Here is a 16,709-nt window from a genome sequence, read left to right as displayed (position 1 = left end):
CATGGGGGCGCAAGGACCGTCACGTTCTGACCCAGTGGCAGGAACAGCCGGAGTTTCCACCGATTTTGTGCTCCAGAGGGCCTTGCCCGGGGCCAAGGTGGATGTCAACGGCAGCGACGGACACGTCGCACCGAACCCTTCACGAACCGGACCGATCCTCAGGAGGACGTCATGACCACCCAGCCCCACCACTCCACTCCCGCCTCCGCCGAACAGCTCCAGCACGACTGGGACAACAACCCCCGCTGGGCCGGCGTCGAGCGCAGCTTCACCGCCGAGGACGTCGTCCGTCTCCGCGGCCGCATCCAGGAGGAGCACACGCTGGCCCGCCGCGGCGCCGAGAAGCTGTGGACCCAGCTGAAGGACGAGAACGCCCGCGGTGAGTTCACCAACGCCCTCGGCGCCCTCACCGGCAACCAGGCCGTCCAGCAGGTCAAGGCCGGGCTGCGCGCCATCTTCCTCTCCGGCTGGCAGGTCGCCGCGGACGCCAACCTCTCTGGCCACACGTACCCGGACCAGTCCCTGTACCCGGCCAACTCCGTGCCGCAGGTGGTGCGCCGCATCAACAACGCCCTGCTGCGCGCGGACCAGATCGAGCACGCCGAGGGCGTCAGCAGCGTCGAGGACTGGCTCGTGCCGATCGTGGCCGACGCCGAGGCCGGCTTCGGCGGCCCGCTCAACGCCTACGAGCTCATGAAGTCGATGATCACCGCCGGCGCCTCCGGTGTGCACTGGGAGGACCAGCTGGCCTCCGAGAAGAAGTGCGGCCACCTCGGCGGCAAGGTGCTCATCCCCACCGGCCAGCACATCCGCACGCTCAACGCCGCCCGCCTGGCCGCCGACGTCGCCGACGTGCCCAGCGTGATCATCGCCCGCACTGATGCCGAGGCGGCCACCCTGATCACCTCGGACGTGGACGAGCGCGACGCCGAGTTCATCACCGGTGAGCGCACCGCGGAGGGCTTCTACAAGGTCCGCAACGGCGTCGAGCCCTGCATCGCCCGCGCCAAGGCCTACGCCCCCCACTCGGACCTGATCTGGATGGAGACCGGCACCCCGGACCTCGAGCTGGCCCGGAAGTTCGCCGAGGCCGTCAAGGCCGAGTTCCCGGACCAGATGCTGGCCTACAACTGCTCGCCGTCGTTCAACTGGAAGAAGAACCTCGACGACGACACCATCGCCAAGTTCCAGCGCGAGCTGGGCGCCATGGGCTACACCTTCCAGTTCATCACGCTGGCCGGCTTCCACGCCCTGAACCACTCGATGTTCGACCTGGCCAAGGGATACAACGAGCGCCAGATGTCCGCGTACGTCGAGCTGCAGGAGCGCGAGTTCGCCGACGAGGCCCGCGGCTACACCGCGACCAAGCACCAGCGCGAGGTCGGCACCGGCTACTTCGACGCCGTGTCCACCGCCATCAACCCGGACAGCTCCACGGTGGCCCTGGCGGGCTCCACGGAGTCCGGCCAGTTCCACTGATCCGCTCAGCCGAGACCGCGAGGAGGCAGTCCCATGAGCCCGCAGACCACGACCCCCACCCTGCACGAGATCCATGCCGACGACGCTCGGGAGCACACGCCCCTGCCGCATGACGTGAGCACCCAGGCCATCCCCGTCGTCATCCCCGAGGGCGCCGCCCCCGTGGTGACCGTCCACGGGCCGGTCGACGGGCGGCAGGCCGAGATCCTCACGGACGAGGCGCTGGCGTTCCTCGGCCGCCTGCACCGGCTGGCCGAGGACCGCCGCCGGCGGCTGCTCGAGGAGCGGGAGTACACCCAGCGCCGCATCACCGACGGATGGAACCCGCACTACCTGCGGTCCACCCGCCGGGTCCGCGAGGACGACTCCTGGCGTGTGGCGCCGCTGGCCCCCGGCCTGCAGGACCGCCGCGTGGAGATCACCGGCCCCGTGGATCGGAAGATGACGATCAACGCCCTCAACTCGGGCGCCTCGGGCTGGCTCGCCGACTTCGAGGACTCCTCGACGCCGTCCTGGGACCGGATGCTGGACGGGCAGGTCAACCTGTTCGACGCGATCCGCGACCAGATCGACTTCACCTCCCCCGAGGGCAAGGAGTACCGGCTGCGCGAGCGCGAGCTCACGGACCGGCCGACCATCATCGTCCGCCCGCGCGGCTGGCACCTCATCGAGGACCACATCCGTGTGGACGGCGAGCCGATGGCCGGCGCCCTCGTGGACTTCGGCCTGTACTTCTTCCACAACGCCCACGAGCTGATCCGCCGCGGCCACGGCCCGTACTTCTACCTGCCCAAGCTCGAGTCCCATCTCGAGGCGCGGCTGTGGAACTGCGTGTTCGTGGCGGCGCAGGACGAGCTGGGCATCCCCCAGGGCACCATCCGGGCCACCGTGCTGATCGAGACGATCACCGCGGCGTTCCAGATGGAGGAGATCCTGTACCAGCTGCGCAACCACGCCGCGGGCCTCAACGCCGGCCGCTGGGACTACATCTTCTCCATCATCAAGAACTTCCGGGACCGCGGGGCCGAGTTCGTCCTCCCGGACCGCTCGGAGGTGACCATGACCCAGCCGATGATGCGGGCCTACACGGAGCAGCTGGTCCGGGCCTGCCACCGGCGCGGCGCCTCGGCGATCGGCGGCATGTCCGCCGTGATCCCGGACCGCCGGAACGAGGAGGCCAACGCCGCCGCGCTGGAGAAGGTGCGCGCGGACAAGGCCCGCGAGGCCGGCGACGGCTTCGACGGCTCGTGGGTGGCGCACCCGGACCTCGTGCCGGTCGCCCGGGAGGAGTTCGACGCCGTGCGCGGCGAGGCCCCGAACCAGATCCGCACCCGCCGTCGCGAGGACGTGGAGCCGGACGAGGCCGCCCTGCTCGACGTCGCCGCGACCACGGGCTCGGTGACCGAGGCCGGCGTGCGGATGAACATCGAGGTCGGGATCCGCTACATCGAGTCCTGGCTGCGGGGGAACGGCGCCGCCGCGATCCACGGACTCATGGAGGACGCCGCCACGGCGGAGATCTCCCGGTCCCAGATCTGGCAGTGGGCCCACAACGGCACCGGTGTGCAGCTGACCGAGGGCGGCGTGCGGACCGCCAACCGCGGCTGGATGGAGCAGCTGATCCGCGAGGAGCACGCTCGGATCCTCGCCGGCCCGCTGCCCGAGGGCCACCGGTTCGAGGACGCGGTGCGCGTGTTCTGCGAGTCGGCCCTGCCGCCGGAGTACCCGGCGTTCCTCACCCTGGGCGCGTACCGCCGGCACTTCGCCAGTCAGGACGACGCCGCGGCGAAGGCCTGATCCGCCGGGCCCCACGACGACGGCCGGTCACCTCACGAGGTGACCGGCCGTCGTCGTGCCGGGACGTCAGTCCCCGGACGTGGAGGGGGACGGCGAGGCCGAGGCCGAGGCCGACTTCGTCGGTGACGGGCTGGCCGACGCCGAGGCGGACGCCTCCGCGGCCCGCTGGGATTCGGCGGCCTCCCGCGCGGCGCCCTGGAACGGCCGCGGCGGCTGGCCGGGGGCCACGGGGCCGGGGGCGCCCTCGGGGCGGTCGATCGTGGACTGGTTGTTCAGCAGCTCGTCGGGCACGCGGCCGGTGGGGATCTCCCGGGCCTGGGCCAGGGTCTCCTCGTCCATCTGCGCGTTCAGGAAGAACGGCGAGCTGAGCTTGATGACCTCCTGGAAGTCCCCGGCGTCCTTCAGCACGGTGTCCGCGAGGTGGTCGCGGGTCTCGGTGACGAGGGTGGTGCTCTGCGCGACCGGCGAGTTCTTCACCTGGGTGAGGCCGCCGTTGGCGTCGCCGAAGCCCTCCATGGAGCCCATGGTCACGGAGACCATCTCGCTGCCGTCCTCGGAGCAGGCCCACGCGGTGCGCTGGGGCAGCAGGGGGGCGCCGTCCTGGCCGCCGACCATGCCGGGGCGCAGCAGGGCGAGCAGCCCCTTGCCGGTCTTCGGGTCGAACGTGTACTCGTCCGCCACGGCGGCGGGCTCCTCCTGGCACCACTCCAGGCGGGAGCCGTCGAGGTTGTGCTGGTAGTGGACCTGCGCCAGGGGCATGCCGGGGCTGTACTCGAAGTAGCCGTTGTAGACGCAGGTGAGGAACTCGTGGGTCTCGTCCTGCGAGGCGAACAGCTGCACGATCTCGATGTTCGAGCTGTCCGGGATGTGCGTGGCGACGGCGTCCAGGGTGCGCTGGTCCAGGACGTCGCGCGTGCAGTCCATCACGGAGACGGTGTCGTTGCGGACCGCGGCCGTGTTCTTCCAGGCCTCGGTGGCGGCGCCGTCCTTGATGCCCGGGCCGACGGTCTCGAACGCCTGACGCGGCTCGGCGCGCGGGGTGCCCTCGGCGGACTCCGACGCGAGGGCCTCACGGACGCGGGACGCCGCGGCGGACGCGGGGTCGGTGGGGCTCTCCGTGGCCGAGCCGGCCGCGGCCGAGGCCGCCGATCCGCTGGGCGCCGCGGCGGTCGACGAGGCGGGCTCACCGGACTGGCCGGCCGAGCCGCAGCCGGCCAGGGCGAGGGCGAGGGCGGCGACGCCGACGGCCAGCGGGGCACGGCGGCGGGCGGGCGCGGGGTGGGTCATGGAGGCTCCTTCGACGGCATCGGCGGCCCGGCCCCGGGAGCGTGGGGCTGCGGACGGACGCTGCGCCTACGGTACCGGACCGTCCTGGACGCGGGGACGGCGACGGCGACCCGTCCGGCGTCCGGCGCCGTCGATAGACTCGGCCGCGACCGCATCGTCCGCGAGGAGAAGAGGCATCCCATGTCCGAGTCCCTGATCGGCAAGAACCTGATGGAGCCGCCGGCCACGCGCCTGCCGGAGGAGCCGGAGGTGCTGGCCCGGCTCGAGGCAGGTGACCTGCCCGAGGACATCGTGCCGGTGGCGCCCGAGTCCTCCCTGGTGTGGGCGCTCATGGCGGAGGACGCGTGGGCCGAGGGCCGGACCGTGGACTCCTATGCGTACGCCCGCGTCGGCTACCACCGGGGTCTGGACGCGCTGCGCCGGGCGGGGTGGCGCGGCGCCGGCCCGGTGCCGTACGCCCACGAGCCCAACCGCGGCTTCCTGCGCGCCCTGTACGCGCTGGGCCGCGCGGCCGCCGGGATCGGGGAGTCCGAGGAGGTCGAGCGCATCCGCACCTTCCTGCGGGACTCGGACCCCACGGCCGCAGAGCAGATCGAGGCCGGCCAGGGCCGCGCCCAGGGCTGAGCGGAGCCGTGGCCAAGCTCTACTTCCGCTACGGGGCCATGAACTCCGGCAAGTCCACGGGCCTGCTGCAGGCCGCCTTCAACTACGAGGAGCGCGGCCAGCGGGTGCTGCTGGCCAAGCCGGAGGTGGACGTGAAGGGGGAGGGCGACGTCGTCTCCCGCCTCGGTGTGACCCGCGCCGTGGACTTCCTCGTCCCGGCGGGCGCGGACGTGCGGGAGCTGTTCCGCCGGCACGCCACCGGTGACGACCCGGACGCCCTCGTGGGGCACGTGGAGGCCCCGCCCGTGGCGTGTCTGCTCGTGGACGAGGCACAGTTCCTCGAGCCGGCGCAGGTGGACGACCTGCTGCGCATCGCCGTGCTCGACGGCGTCCCCGTGATCGCCTACGGACTGCGCACCGACTTCCGCACCCGCTCCTTCCCGGGCTCCGCGCGGCTGCTGGAGCTGGCGCACTCCCTCGAGGAGCTGAAGACCATCTGCCGGTGCGGCCGGAAGGCGGTGTTCAACACGCGCAAGGTCGTTGACCCGGCCACGGGCGCCGAGCACTTCGTGTTCGAGGGGGACCAGGTGGCGATCGACGGTGTCCAGGTGACCTACGAGTCCCTGTGCGGCACGTGCTACCTGGCGGAGTCCGGCGGTGCCCTGGGCTGAGGCGGCCATTGCCAGGCAACTGCCAGGCTGCGTGACGGCTGCGCCCATGCTCGGTTCGTACGGTGGAACCACTTCATCGAGGTGCGAGTGATGAAGGTGCGAGTGATGACAGGCGAAGGGCCCCGGTGATCCCGGGGCCCTTCGTCTGTCCTGCCACGTCCGGCATCGGCCGATCGGGTCAGAGCGAGACGAGCAGGAGCGTGCCGCCGAAGACGAGCCCCGACGCGAGCAGCACGACCGTGGTGTACCCCAGGATGTCGCGCATCTTCAGGCCGGCGATCGCCAGAAGGGGGATCGCCCAGAACGGCTGGATCATGTTGGTCCACTGGTCGCCGTAGGAGACGGCCATGATGGTGATGGCCGGGTCCACGCCGAGCGCCTCGCCGGCCTGGAGCATGATCGGGCCCTGCACGGCGAACTGTCCGCCGCCGGAGGGGACGAAGAAGTTCACGAGGCCCGCGGCCAGGAACGCCAGCAGGCCGAACGTCACCGGGTTCGAGATCGCCACGAAGGCGTCCGAGAGCACCGCCACCAGGCCGGTGGTCGTCATCATGCCGAGGATGCCCGCGTAGAGGGGGAACTGCAGCAGGATCTCGCCCACGTTGGACGCGGCCGACTGGGTGAGGCCGATCAGCTCGTGCGGGCTGCGCACCAGCAGCAGGATCAGCGCGAGGAAGGACCAGTTGACGACGTCCAGGGTGAGGGTGCCGCCGCCGATGAAGTGCATCACCAGGTAGACCACGAGCATGGCGCCGACGAGGAGCGTGGGGACACGGGAGGCGTCGAGACGGTCCGCCGGCGTCTCGATCTCCGGTGCGGACACGACGTCCTGGTCCCGCGCGTCGATCTCCAGCTCCACGATCCGGTCCCCGGCGCGCGGGGCGACGAGGAACAGGGCCAGGGCCACGACGAGCACGGTCACCACGGCGGCGGTGATGTTCCACCAGGAGAAGGTGGTCTCCGAGACCGGGACCGTCCGGCCGCCCAGGCTCTCCGTGAGGAATGAACCGGGGGTGGCGGCCGTCAGCGGGCCGGAGCCCGAGTACCCCATGTGCCACACCACGAACCCGGAGAACCCGGCGGCCACCAGCATCGGGAAGTGCAGGGCCAGCCCGCGCTCACGGGCCTGCGCCGCGACCTCCTTGGCCAGCAGCGCACCGACCACCAGGCCCAGGCCCCACGTGATGAGGGAGGCCGCCGCCGCCACCACGAACACGAAGATGTAGGCGGCCAGGGGCGTGCGGGGAATGCTGGCGAGCCTGGCGAGCAGACGGCGCACCGGGCCGGTGTTCGCCAGGATGTGTCCGAGCATGAGCACGAGCGCCATCTGCGTGATGAACGCCAGCAGCCCGGACAGGCCGTCACCCCAGCCCACGACGACGTCGGCCGGCCCGGCCGGAGTGAGCAGCAGGCACAGGGCCGCCACCGCGAACGTGAGCACGATGGTGAACACGAGCGAGGACGGGATGAACCGCTCCATCGTCGTGTTCAGCGGGCGCATGGCGCGGCTGAAGAACGTGCCCTCACGGACGGCGCGGCCCGAGGGTCCGGGTGCGGGCGGACGTGTGGACGTGGTGGACATGGGGCTCCTGTTCGGGGTGAGAGACCGGGGCGGGAGTGATGTGGATCACTCTAGGCGCTCGATCGTCGTGGGCGGGACGTGGGCCACGTCCCTGGCCGGGAGCTCGCTGACGAGAGTGCGTCGGCGGTCGATTCCCCAGCGGTCGACGACGTCGTGGCCCGGCTCGGCCGGGTCACCCGGAATCTGTACGCGAGCGTGGACGAGCTCACCGACAAGGGATGCACCGTACGGGTCTCGACCGAGTGGGATCACGGTGCCCAGGCCCGGCACTTCCCCCGTAGCCGGACTCATGCTCGGCATCAAGGCCGCATTCGCTGAGTTTGAGCGTCGAAGGATCAAGGAGCGCCAGGCCGAAGGGATCGCCCCAGGGTGTGTTGCCCCCTTCCAGGCGCTGCTGTCGATGGCCCTTCCGTCTCCGCTCTGGTGGAGTACGGCTCTGGTGAGAGGGCCACGCGCTCTCGGTGCATGGCATGACAGGGTCTCAAAGTCAGGGCTCCCCGGGCATGCATGAACAGGTCCGGCTCCGGTACTCTTCTTGCATGACTCTTCTGACGGTGGGGGAGGCCGCCGAGCGCCTCAAGGTCTCCGACCGCTATGTGCGGCGCCTCGTCGAGGACGGTGATGTGCCGGCCCGCCGCCTCGGAGAATCCTGGTTCATCGATGAGCGTGCCCTGGCCCGTCGTGCCCGCAGGGCGCCGGGTATCGGCCGCACCTGGGCTCCGCGGACCGCCTGGGCCGCCGTCGACCTCCTTGCCGGAGGAAACGGACGGGCCTTCCTCGACCAGCCGCGGATCTCCCGTCTGCGCTCCCGGCTGCGAACGCTCACCGCTGCCGAGATGCACCGACTGGCTGAGAACAGGGCCCGGCCCCACCGGTTCCACGCCTCGCCTCGAGCCCGAGCCAAGCTCGCCGACGTTCTCGTGCCCTCGGGGGTGTCCGCCCTGGATCAGTCGGATCTCGCCCGCCGCTTCGGGCTCGCCGCTGTCGAAGGGAACCAGCGGGAGGAGGGCTATCTGCTCGGCGACCTGGAGGCTCTCCAGTCGCGGCTCCGCCTCGACGCCTCGGCGGCGGGGGAAGTGGTGATCCGACACATACCTGCCCCCGTGGATCCCTCCGCCCTGCTTCGCACTGAAACAGTCGTGGCGCTGGACCTCATGGACTCCGACGACGTCCGTGAGCGGGCCGCCGGGCGAGAGGCCCTCGATCGACTGTTGCATCGTGTCTGAGCCGCGTCACCTGAGCGTGGAGGACCTCCTCGGATGTGAGGCGGGCCTCGGCGCTGGAGATGGCCTAGGGCGTGTCTGAGAATGGCTCCAGGGACCCGCTGAGATCCGGGGAGCCATGTCCCGGTTCCAGGTCGTCTTCGACGCCCGATCGGAGCTGATCGCCCCGCTGCTCCAGATCGCACGGGCCGGCAGGGCCGGCCCTTCTCGGATGCCCGCACGATGGTCGAAGCGATCATCTACCGGTGCAGGTGCGGGACTCCGTGGCGGGATCTGCCCGAGGTCAACGGGCCCTGAGAGGCCGCGTGGATCTGACATCGACGCAGGGTGTGGGCACTGGTCTGTCCGGGGGCTGACTCGAGGACTTTTGTTCGTACCCTGTCTGTCATGGCCACCCCTCTCCTGGAGCTCGCCGCGAGTCGAGGCGTCTGCTTCCCGCTGCGAGCCCGCCGGCTGACCCTCACCCCGTTCCGGGGTCTCGATGCACCCGCCGTGTGGGGCTTCTGCCGTCTCGAGCAGGTGTGGACGTGGACCTCGGGCCGTCCGGAGAGTGAGGGCGCGCTGCGCGAGTCCTACCTCGGGGCGGGGGACCGCCTCACCGTGCGGGCCGGAGACGTCATCGTCGGTGTCGGGAAGGTCGCGGTGCAGGACGCGTGGAGTCAGGACGGCCCGCAGGAGGAAGCCCGGGACGCCCAGGCCGAGCTCGGCTGGACGATCGATCCGCGCCAGGCCGGGCAGGGCTATGGCACCGAGCTTGCGCGAGCCCTGCTGGGCTTCGCGTTCGACGATCTGGGTGTGCGACGCGTGGAGGCTCATGCCTTCGCGGACAACGCTCCGAGTCTGCGCATCATGGAGAAGGTGGGGATGCGTCACGAGGGCACGTTCAAGGAGGAGTCTCTGCATCTCACGCGCGGCTGGGTGGATGGCGCCACCTACGCGATGCTCGCCTCGGAGTTCCATTCGCCCCTTACGCAGGAGTGATCCCGGCGGCCACGACCGCATGATCTGCCGCTCCACCGCCGAGGGCCGTGTGCCAGCAGGGGGCTGTGAGCCGGGTGGGGAATGAGCGTGAGTGGCGGTGGCGCATCGGTGTGGCACCTCCCCTGGTGGGTTCGGCTGGTGTGTTCGCGGGGCTGCGGCAGGATCTGGGACTGGGGTGGGGTTTGACGCTGGTGGCCGTCACGGCCCTCGGGGCGATGCTCGCCTTGCGAGGGGTGCATCACCGGGTCGAGGCGGAGCAGGCTCGCCGCAACGTGTTCGACGCCGGAGCCGGCTCCACCGCGTGGGTGATGCTGCTGATGGGGGCCGCGGTCATTCCGGGGCTGGTGCTGAACGCGATCGACGACGCCGGCGTCCGGGCGGTCGTGGCCGGTCTGCTCGGCGCGGTGCTCGCTGCCGCCGCCCACGGCATCCTCGCGGCGACGACGACGCTCGAGGAGCAGCCGCGGCCCGAGCCGGTCCCTCTGGACCGGCACGGGCGCTGACGTCGGGGTCATGGCCCCCCGCTCCTGAACACTGTTCAATGAACACTGTTAGAGTCCCTCGAGTCAGACCCACCCGGGGCCGAGCCCCGCCCACCGGAGAGGCCCGCATGACCGCCACCCAGGACTCCCCCGCCGTCGACCCCCGCCCCGCCGCCGCCCTCGACCCCGAGGCCCTCGTGGACCGCATCGAGGCGGGCCACGTGCTTACCGCTGAGGAGGCCGTCGCTGTGCTGGACGCCCCGGACGCGGACACGTTCCGCATCGTCGCGGCGGCCTCGCGCCTGCGCGAGAAGCACTTCGGCCGCACCGTCAAGGTCAACTACCTGGTCAGCCTCAAGACCGGCCTCTGCCCGGAGAACTGCACCTACTGCTCCCAGCGGCTCGGCACCGAGGCCGAGATCCTGCGCTACACGTGGCTCAAGCCGGAGGAGGCCGTCCGCCAGGCGGGTCTGGGCATCGCCGGCGGCGCCTCGCGCGTGTGCATGGTCGCCTCGGGCACCGGCCCCACGGACCGCGACGTCGACCGCGTGGCCGGCATGGTCGGCGACCTCAAGGCCCAGCACCCGGACGTCGAGGTGTGCGCGTGTCTCGGCTTCCTCAAGGACGGCCAGGCCGAGAAGCTCAAGGACGCCGGCGTCGACGCCTACAACCACAACCTCAACACGGCCGAGTCCCACTACGAGTCCATCTGCACCTCCCACACCTACGAGCAGCGCGTGGACACCGTGCAGCGCGCCGGCGCCGCCGGCCTGTCCTCCTGCAGCGGCCTGATCGCGGGCATGGGGGAGACGCACGAGCAGCTCGTCGAGGCCGTCCTCGCGCTCCGCGACCTGGACTCCGACTCCATCCCCGTCAACTTCCTCATGCCCTTCGACGGCACCCCGCTGCAGGGCCACCAGCAGCTCACCCCGCTCGAGTGCCTCCGCATCCTCGCCATGGTCCGCCTGGCGTGCCCGGACAAGGAGCTGCGCATCGCCGGCGGCCGCGAGATGCACCTGCGCTCCCTGCAGTCGGTCGGCCTGCAGGTGGCCAACTCGATCTTCCTCGGCGACTACCTCACCTCCGAGGGCCAGGACGCCGAGGCGGACCTGCAGATGATCGCCGACGCCGGCTTCACCGTGCTCGGCGCCGAGGAGCGTGCGCAGCAGGCCGCGGCCGACGACGGCGCCTCGGCCGGCGGCTGCTGCGGCGGCACGGACGACGCCGGCCCGTGCGGCTCCGGTGCGGCCGTCGCCTCGGAGGCCACCGCGGAGGACGCCCGCCCCGACACGGGCGCCGAGGGTGCCGTGAAGCCCGAGCTGCGCCGCCGGGGTGCGGGCACGGCCGAGCCCGCCAACGCCTGAGCGCGCCGTGACCGCCCCCGCTGAAGCCGGCCTCCTCGACCGCGACGCCGCCCACCTCTGGCACCCCTACGGGGCCGCCGGCGCCCGCCAGCTCTACGCCGTGCGCGGTGCCCGGGGCGTCCACCTCGACCTCGAGGGGCCGGGCGGGGAGCGTCACCGCGCCATCGACGCGATGGCGTCCTGGTGGTCCGTGGTGCACGGGCACGGGCACCCCGCGCTCGTCGAGGCCCTGACCCGGCAGGCCGCGGCCTTCCCGCACGTCATGTTCGGCGGGCTCACGCACGCGCCCGCCGTCGACCTGGCGGAACGGCTCGTCGCGCACACCCCCGCCGCGCTCGAGCACGTGTTCCTCGCCGACTCCGGCTCGGTCTCGGTGGAGGTTGCGCTCAAGCTCGCCCTCCAGTACCAGGCGACGCGCGGCCGGCCCAGCCGCCGCCGATTCCTCACGGTCCGCGGCGGCTACCACGGGGACACCGCCGCGCCCATGGGCGTGTGCGATCCCGTGGACGGCATGCACGCGGCCTTCACCTCGCTCGTGGCTCGGCATCTGTTCCTGCCCCGCCCGCCGGCGGCACGCTGGGTGCCCGAGGGCGTCGCCGCGGCACCCATGGCACCCGACGCCGCTCCGGCCGGCCACTGGGAGGCCGACGACGCCGCCCTCGCCGCGTGGGAGGACGAGGCCCGCGCCTTCACCGCCGCGCATGCGGACGAGATCGCCGGCGTGATCCTCGAACCCGTGCTCCAGGGGGCGGGGGGCATGCGCGTCTACGACCCGCGCTGCCTCACCGTGCTGCGCGAGCTGTGCGACGAGCACGGGCTCCTGCTCATCGCCGACGAGATCGCCACCGGCTTCGGCCGCACCGGCCGCTGGCTCGCGTGCGAAGGGGCCGGCGTCGCCCCGGACGTGCTGTGCCTCGGCAAGGCGCTCACCGGCGGCACCATGACGGGCGCGGCCATGCTGTGCACCGCCGAGGTCGCCGAGACGGTCTCCCGGCGGGAACGGGGCATGCCCGGGGCTCTCCTGCACGGGCCCACGTTCATGGGCAACCCGCTGATGTGCGCGGTCGCCTCCGCGTCCCTCGACCTGCTCTCCGACCCGCGCGACGGCTGGGCCGCCCAGGTGCCCCGCGTCGAGGCCGGGCTGCGCGCCGGGCTGGCGGCGGCCGCCGACCTGCCCGCCGTCACCGACGTGCGGGTCCTGGGTGCGGTAGGCGTCGTGGAGCTGGACCGGACCGTGGACGTCGAGCCCGTCACTCGGGCCGCCGTCGCCCGCGGTGCATGGGTGCGCCCCTTCCGGCGGCTGGTGTACGTGATGCCGCCCTACGTGAGCACCGACGACGACGTCGCCACGATCTGCGCGGCCGTCACCGGGGCCGTCGAGGAGGTCTGCGCATGAACACCGCCGAGGCCGGCGCGGCCACGAGCACGCCCGCCGACCCCTGGTCCTCGTGGCTGGGCTCTCGGGCCGCCGTCCGCGCGCGCCGCGGCCTGGAGCGCCGCGCCGACCCGCCGGAGCCGGGCGCGCCGTCGTCGAGCGTCGTGGACCTGGCCGCCAACGACTACCTGGGCCTGGCCGTCCACCCGGACGTGCGGGCCGCCGCCGCGCGCATCGCCACCGAGGGGCCGGTCGGGGCGCGGGCCTCCCGCGTCGTCACGGGGACGCATCCCGCGCACGCCGACCTCGAGTCCGCCGCCGCCGCGCTGGCCGACGCGGATGCCGCCCTCGCCTTCTCCTCCGGCTACACCGCGAACCTCGGTGTCCTCGGCGCCCTGGCCGGGCCGGGCACCGCCTTCCTCCTGGACGAGCACGCCCACGCGAGCCTGCGCGACGGCGCCGCCCTCGCCGTCACCGCCCGCTCAGGGGCGTTCGCCCCCCTGGCGGGCGCGTCGGTCACCACGGTGGAGCACAACAGGGTGCCCGCCTTCCGGGCCGCCCTCGACCGGCTGCGCACCGAAGGGCGGGCGCGACGGATCGTGCTGGTGGTCGAGTCCCTGTACTCCGTGCTGGGGGACGAGGCCGACCTGCCCGCCCTGGCCGCCCTGGCCGCCGAACACGGCGCCCTGCTCGTGGTGGACGAGGCCCACTCGCTCGGCGTGGTCCCCGGCGGCAGCCGCACGGGCGCCCTGGGACTGTGGGCGGGGCAGGCGCCCGTCGTGGTCACCGCCACCTGCTCGAAGGCCCTCGGCGGCCAGGGCGGTCTGGCCCTGTTCGGCGGGCCCGACGCGCGGTCCTGGCGCGACCACGTGCTCAACACCGCCCGCACCTTCGTCTTCGACACGGCCCTGGCCCCCGTGCTCGCCGCCTCCGCGGCGGCCGCCTGCCGGATCGCCGCCACGGGGGAGCCCGCGGCACGGCTCGCGCGGGCCCGGGAGACGGCCGTGGACGTCTTCACCCGCCGGCCCGAGCTGGCCGGGCACGTGGAGGTCGGGGCGGGCGCCGTCCACTCGATCCGCATGCCCGGACCGGAGCAGGCCGTCGCCGCGGCCGCGGAGCTGCGCGCGCACGGCGTCCTCGTGGGATGCTTCCGCCCGCCCAGCGTGCCCGACGGCATCGCCCGCCTCCGCGTGAGCGTGACCACCGCCGTCCCCGAGCCCCGGCTGCGGGCGGCGCTGGAGGCGGTGGCGAGCGTGGCCGCCCGGGCGTGGGGCGCGTCCACGGGCTGCCCGTTCGCCCACGGCGACCCACGGCCGGAGGCCGTGCGCGGCGACCACCTGCGGATCTCCGATCCCGCCGACCTGCGGCGCGTGCTCACCGACCCCGGGACGTTCGCCTCGGACAACGCCCTCACGGCGGTCGTCCCGCTGAGCGGCCCGGCCCGCCGCATCCTGGCCGCCGCCCGCTTCCGGCTGCCGCCCGTGCTCGCCTCCGCCGGCGGGGAGGAGCACCGGGCGGTGCGTCGCGTCGTGGCACCGTTCTTCTCCCCGGCGAAGGTGCGCGAAGCCCGCGGCCGGATCCTCGCGACCACCCGGATGGCCCTCACGGCCGCCCTCGCGGACACCGGCCGCGCAGGCGGGGCCGTGGACCTGGCGACCACCGTGGCGGCAGCGGTCCCGGCGCGCGTGATGTCCGCCCTGACCGGCGTGCCCAACCCGCCCGAGGCGCAGCTGCACCGCTGGAGCGCCGACTCCCTCGAACTGTTCTGGGGCTGGCCGGACGAGGACCGCCAGCTGCGGCTCGCCCGCTCCGCCGCCGACTTCCACCGGTGGCCGCGCGGGGCCGTCGTCGAGGCGCGCGGGGACGACGCACAGCCCGGCAACCTGTTCGCGGCGCTGCACGAGGCCGGCGTCGACGACGAGCGGATCGTCTCCCTCGGCTACTTCCTGGTGATCGCCGGGCAGGAGACCACCCGGCTGCTCATCTCCACCGCGCTCACCCGCGCCCTGGCCGACCCCGCCCGCTGGGCCGCGCTCGGCGCCGGGGCGGACGGGGGCGCCGGAGCCGATGCGGCGGAGGCGGCCGCGGCCGAGCTCGTGGCCGAGTGCCTCCGGACGAGCTCCTCGGTGCCCACCTGGCGGCGCCTCGCCACGGCGGACGTCCGCGTCGGCGAGCACGAGGTCCGCGCCGGCGACGAGCTCCTGCTGCACCTCAGCGGCGAACAGCACGACGACGCCCGGCTCGCCTTCGGCTTCGGCCTGCATCGCTGCCTCGGGGCCGGGCTCGCGGAGCTCGAGACCGCCCTCGTGGTCCGCGAGGTCGCCCGCCTGCTGCCGGACGCCCGGCTCACCGGGCCGCCGGCGACGTGGCTGCGCCTGCTCTCCTTCCAGGCGCCGCAGCACGTGCTCGTGACGCCCGGACCGTGGCACGGCGGCGAGGACATCCGAATCGAGCAGAGTGGAGTGGACACATGCGCATCGAGGTCGTGACCGGCACGGACACGGACGTCGGCAAGACGTGGGGCACCGCCGCGCTCGCGGCCCGTGCCCTGGTGGCCGGGCTCCGCGTGCACGTGGACAAGCCGGTGCAGACGGGCGTCGCACCGGGGGAGGCCGGCGACGTCGAGACCGTCCGGGACCTGGTGGCCGCGGCCGCCGCATCCGGCGCGCTCGACGCCGCCGCTCCGGCCCGCCTGACCGTGTCCGAGGGGGCGCGGGTCGGCCCCGCGATGGCCCCCGTGGACGCGGTCGCCCACGCGGGGGAGGGGACGCCCCCTCTGCCGCCTCTGGGTGAGCAGCTGGGCCGGTGGCGTGGCCTCGCCGCGGGCGTCGACCACCTGCTCATCGAGGGCGCCGGCGGGATCACCGTGGCGTGGACCGAGGCCGACGAGGGGCCTGTGGACGCCGTGCGCGCGCTGCGGGCGGCCGGGCTCGACGCGGGGTTGACGGTCGTGGCGCGCCCCGGGCTGGGCACGCAGAACCACGCGCGCCTCACGGTGGAGCACGCCGCCGCCCGTGGCGTGGCGCCGGAGCGGATCCTCGTCAGCGGCGTGGCCGCGGACCCAGACCCCGTCGAGCGGGCCAACCTCGTGTTCCTGGCCCGCCTGGCCGGCGCCCACGGGGCGGTGCTGGAGACGGTGCCGCGGGGCACCCCGCCGCGCGTCATGTCGGTGCGTTGACCGCCGTCGTCGGGAGCGTGCTCAGCGAACGGCGCGGATCCGCCGCACCACGCACACCACGATCACCGCGAGACCGGTGAGCGCACTGACGGCCACGAGGGCGAGGCCGCCCACGATGCCGACGTCCATCGCGGTGCTCGTGCCGAGCAGGTCCATGAGCACCGGGGTCGTGGCGCCGGAGTCCGGGTGGTCGCCGCCGTCGGGGAAGATGATCGCGGCCAGCGCGAAGGACCCCCAGGAGATGCCCAACAGCGTGTGCAGCAGGCGCCCCAGCCGGATGCCGCCCCGCTGCTCATCCTGCGGGTTCACGCGGGGCAGGAGGAACAGGCTTCCCACCAGGACCATGAGGACGAGTTCGTGGGGCAGGGCGCCGAAGACCATGTAGATGACCGTCATCCAGCCGTTCGCGCCGACGTTGGAGCGCAGGGCGAGCGCGATCAAGGGCAGGGCGAGGAGGGCCAGCGCCCACGGCAGCGCGGCCCAGGGGCGCCATGTGCCCACGCTCGGGCCCTTGCGGGTGGGGGTCGGGGAGGCGAAGTCCGAGTGCTGGGTGTGGGGCGCTGCGGTGCTCATGGAGCCAGCGTAGCCAGGGGGTGGCATCCGTCACGCTGGTAGGATTCGGGGGTACGGCCTCCGTGCGCACCGCAAGGGGGCGTTTTCCATGTACGGGCCGGTCCGGGACGACCC

The 16,709-nt window shown here is 73.2% G+C and carries 14 protein-coding genes and 2 pseudogenes; 13 read left to right on the top strand and 3 right to left on the bottom strand.

Annotated features, from left to right (window positions below; all coding sequences use genetic code 11):
• The first annotated feature begins 171 nt into the window (after positions 1 to 171).
• Together aceA and aceB are read left to right on the top strand one after the other, a co-directional pair.
• A complete protein-coding gene (aceA, locus tag AUV08_RS00935; protein ID WP_061873049.1) occupies positions 172 to 1,479 on the top strand; it encodes an isocitrate lyase in 1,308 nt (435 codons plus the stop codon).
• 33 nt (positions 1,480 to 1,512) lie between these two features.
• The gene (gene aceB / locus AUV08_RS00930; RefSeq protein ID WP_084785991.1) at positions 1,513 to 3,276 is read left to right on the top strand and encodes a malate synthase A; all 1,764 of its coding nucleotides are present in this window, start codon (positions 1,513 to 1,515) and stop codon (positions 3,274 to 3,276) included.
• A gap of 66 nt (positions 3,277 to 3,342) precedes the next feature.
• Here the strand turns inward: aceB and AUV08_RS00925 are convergent, their stop codons facing one another.
• Positions 3,343 to 4,563, bottom strand: a complete 1,221-nt coding sequence (locus tag AUV08_RS00925) for a hypothetical protein (RefSeq protein ID WP_036317305.1) — start codon at positions 4,561 to 4,563, stop codon at positions 3,343 to 3,345.
• Between the two features lie 180 nt (positions 4,564 to 4,743).
• Here AUV08_RS00925 and AUV08_RS00920 point away from each other — a divergent pair, with 180 nt between their 5' ends.
• Together AUV08_RS00920 and AUV08_RS00915 are read left to right on the top strand one after the other, a co-directional pair.
• On the top strand, positions 4,744 to 5,187 hold the full coding sequence (locus AUV08_RS00920; protein ID WP_012750707.1) for a DUF3151 domain-containing protein: 444 nt from the start codon (positions 4,744 to 4,746) through the stop codon (positions 5,185 to 5,187).
• Positions 5,188 to 5,195: 8 nt separating this feature from the next.
• Positions 5,196 to 5,837, top strand: coding sequence for a thymidine kinase (locus AUV08_RS00915; RefSeq protein ID WP_010079593.1), 642 nt, complete (start codon positions 5,196 to 5,198; stop codon positions 5,835 to 5,837).
• A 178-nt stretch (positions 5,838 to 6,015) separates the two neighbouring features.
• On the opposite strand, the gene AUV08_RS00910 is transcribed toward AUV08_RS00915, so the two are convergent.
• Positions 6,016 to 7,338, bottom strand: coding sequence for a short-chain fatty acid transporter (locus AUV08_RS00910; protein ID WP_061866899.1), 1,323 nt, complete (start codon positions 7,336 to 7,338; stop codon positions 6,016 to 6,018).
• A 352-nt stretch (positions 7,339 to 7,690) separates the two neighbouring features.
• On the opposite strand from AUV08_RS00910, the pseudogene AUV08_RS12120 reads away from it, so the two are divergent.
• The 9 genes and pseudogenes from AUV08_RS12120 to bioD form a co-directional block, all read left to right on the top strand.
• Positions 7,691 to 7,783: pseudogene (locus tag AUV08_RS12120) on the top strand (recombinase family protein); the annotation flags it as partial.
• A 175-nt stretch (positions 7,784 to 7,958) separates the two neighbouring features.
• On the top strand, positions 7,959 to 8,645 hold the full coding sequence (locus AUV08_RS00900) for a helix-turn-helix domain-containing protein (RefSeq protein WP_020626743.1): 687 nt from the start codon (positions 7,959 to 7,961) through the stop codon (positions 8,643 to 8,645).
• A 115-nt stretch (positions 8,646 to 8,760) separates the two neighbouring features.
• Positions 8,761 to 8,936 (top strand): annotated as a pseudogene (locus AUV08_RS11675) (transposase); the annotation flags it as partial.
• Between the two features lie 93 nt (positions 8,937 to 9,029).
• On the top strand, positions 9,030 to 9,623 hold the full coding sequence (locus AUV08_RS00895) for a GNAT family N-acetyltransferase (protein ID WP_020626742.1): 594 nt from the start codon (positions 9,030 to 9,032) through the stop codon (positions 9,621 to 9,623).
• 191 nt (positions 9,624 to 9,814) lie between these two features.
• Positions 9,815 to 10,126 carry a hypothetical protein gene (locus AUV08_RS00890; protein ID WP_020626741.1) on the top strand — a complete coding sequence of 104 codons (312 nt, stop codon included), beginning with the start codon at positions 9,815 to 9,817 and terminating at the stop codon, positions 10,124 to 10,126.
• 107 nt (positions 10,127 to 10,233) lie between these two features.
• A complete protein-coding gene (gene bioB, locus AUV08_RS00885; RefSeq protein WP_061866881.1) occupies positions 10,234 to 11,469 on the top strand; it encodes a biotin synthase BioB in 1,236 nt (411 codons plus the stop codon).
• Between the two features lie 7 nt (positions 11,470 to 11,476).
• On the top strand, positions 11,477 to 12,865 hold the full coding sequence (gene bioA, locus AUV08_RS00880; RefSeq protein WP_061873048.1) for an adenosylmethionine--8-amino-7-oxononanoate transaminase: 1,389 nt from the start codon (positions 11,477 to 11,479) through the stop codon (positions 12,863 to 12,865).
• Positions 12,862 to 15,333 (top strand): aminotransferase class I/II-fold pyridoxal phosphate-dependent enzyme, encoded by a 2,472-nt coding sequence (locus AUV08_RS12115; protein WP_231865115.1) that lies wholly within the window; start codon positions 12,862 to 12,864, stop codon positions 15,331 to 15,333. The genes bioA and AUV08_RS12115 overlap by 4 nt, the downstream gene beginning before the upstream one ends.
• Positions 15,315 to 16,022: an ATP-dependent dethiobiotin synthetase BioD gene (bioD, locus tag AUV08_RS00865; RefSeq protein WP_020624969.1), complete on the top strand. Its 708-nt coding sequence runs from the start codon at positions 15,315 to 15,317 to the stop codon at positions 16,020 to 16,022. Before AUV08_RS12115 ends, bioD begins: the two co-directional genes overlap by 19 nt.
• Before the next feature lie 21 nt (positions 16,023 to 16,043).
• Here the strand turns inward: bioD and AUV08_RS00860 are convergent, their stop codons facing one another.
• A complete protein-coding gene (locus AUV08_RS00860; RefSeq protein ID WP_061866879.1) occupies positions 16,044 to 16,595 on the bottom strand; it encodes a hypothetical protein in 552 nt (183 codons plus the stop codon).
• Positions 16,596 to 16,709 lie beyond the last annotated feature (114 nt).

Source organism: Micrococcus sp. CH7, from assembly GCF_001595485.1.
Taxonomy (GTDB): Bacteria; Actinomycetota; Actinomycetes; order Actinomycetales; family Micrococcaceae; genus Micrococcus; species Micrococcus luteus.
The sequence above is the reverse complement of the archived record's forward strand: the minus strand, read 5'-3'. Positions and strand labels throughout refer to the sequence as shown.

Coding starts and splice junctions, on each gene's coding strand:
- bioB (WP_061866881.1), top strand. CDS start 10,234: ATGACCGCCACCCAGGACTCCCCCGCCGTCGACCCCCGCCCCGCCGCC.
- aceA (WP_061873049.1), top strand. CDS start 172: ATGACCACCCAGCCCCACCACTCCACTCCCGCCTCCGCCGAACAGCTC.
- AUV08_RS00900 (WP_020626743.1), top strand. CDS start 7,959: ATGACTCTTCTGACGGTGGGGGAGGCCGCCGAGCGCCTCAAGGTCTCC.
- AUV08_RS12115 (WP_231865115.1), top strand. CDS start 12,862: ATGAACACCGCCGAGGCCGGCGCGGCCACGAGCACGCCCGCCGACCCC.
- AUV08_RS00920 (WP_012750707.1), top strand. CDS start 4,744: ATGTCCGAGTCCCTGATCGGCAAGAACCTGATGGAGCCGCCGGCCACG.
- AUV08_RS00925 (WP_036317305.1), bottom strand. CDS start 4,563: ATGACCCACCCCGCGCCCGCCCGCCGCCGTGCCCCGCTGGCCGTCGGC.
- AUV08_RS00860 (WP_061866879.1), bottom strand. CDS start 16,595: ATGAGCACCGCAGCGCCCCACACCCAGCACTCGGACTTCGCCTCCCCG.
- aceB (WP_084785991.1), top strand. CDS start 1,513: ATGAGCCCGCAGACCACGACCCCCACCCTGCACGAGATCCATGCCGAC.
- bioD (WP_020624969.1), top strand. CDS start 15,315: ATGCGCATCGAGGTCGTGACCGGCACGGACACGGACGTCGGCAAGACG.
- AUV08_RS00910 (WP_061866899.1), bottom strand. CDS start 7,338: ATGCGCCCGCTGAACACGACGATGGAGCGGTTCATCCCGTCCTCGCTC.
- AUV08_RS00895 (WP_020626742.1), top strand. CDS start 9,030: ATGGCCACCCCTCTCCTGGAGCTCGCCGCGAGTCGAGGCGTCTGCTTC.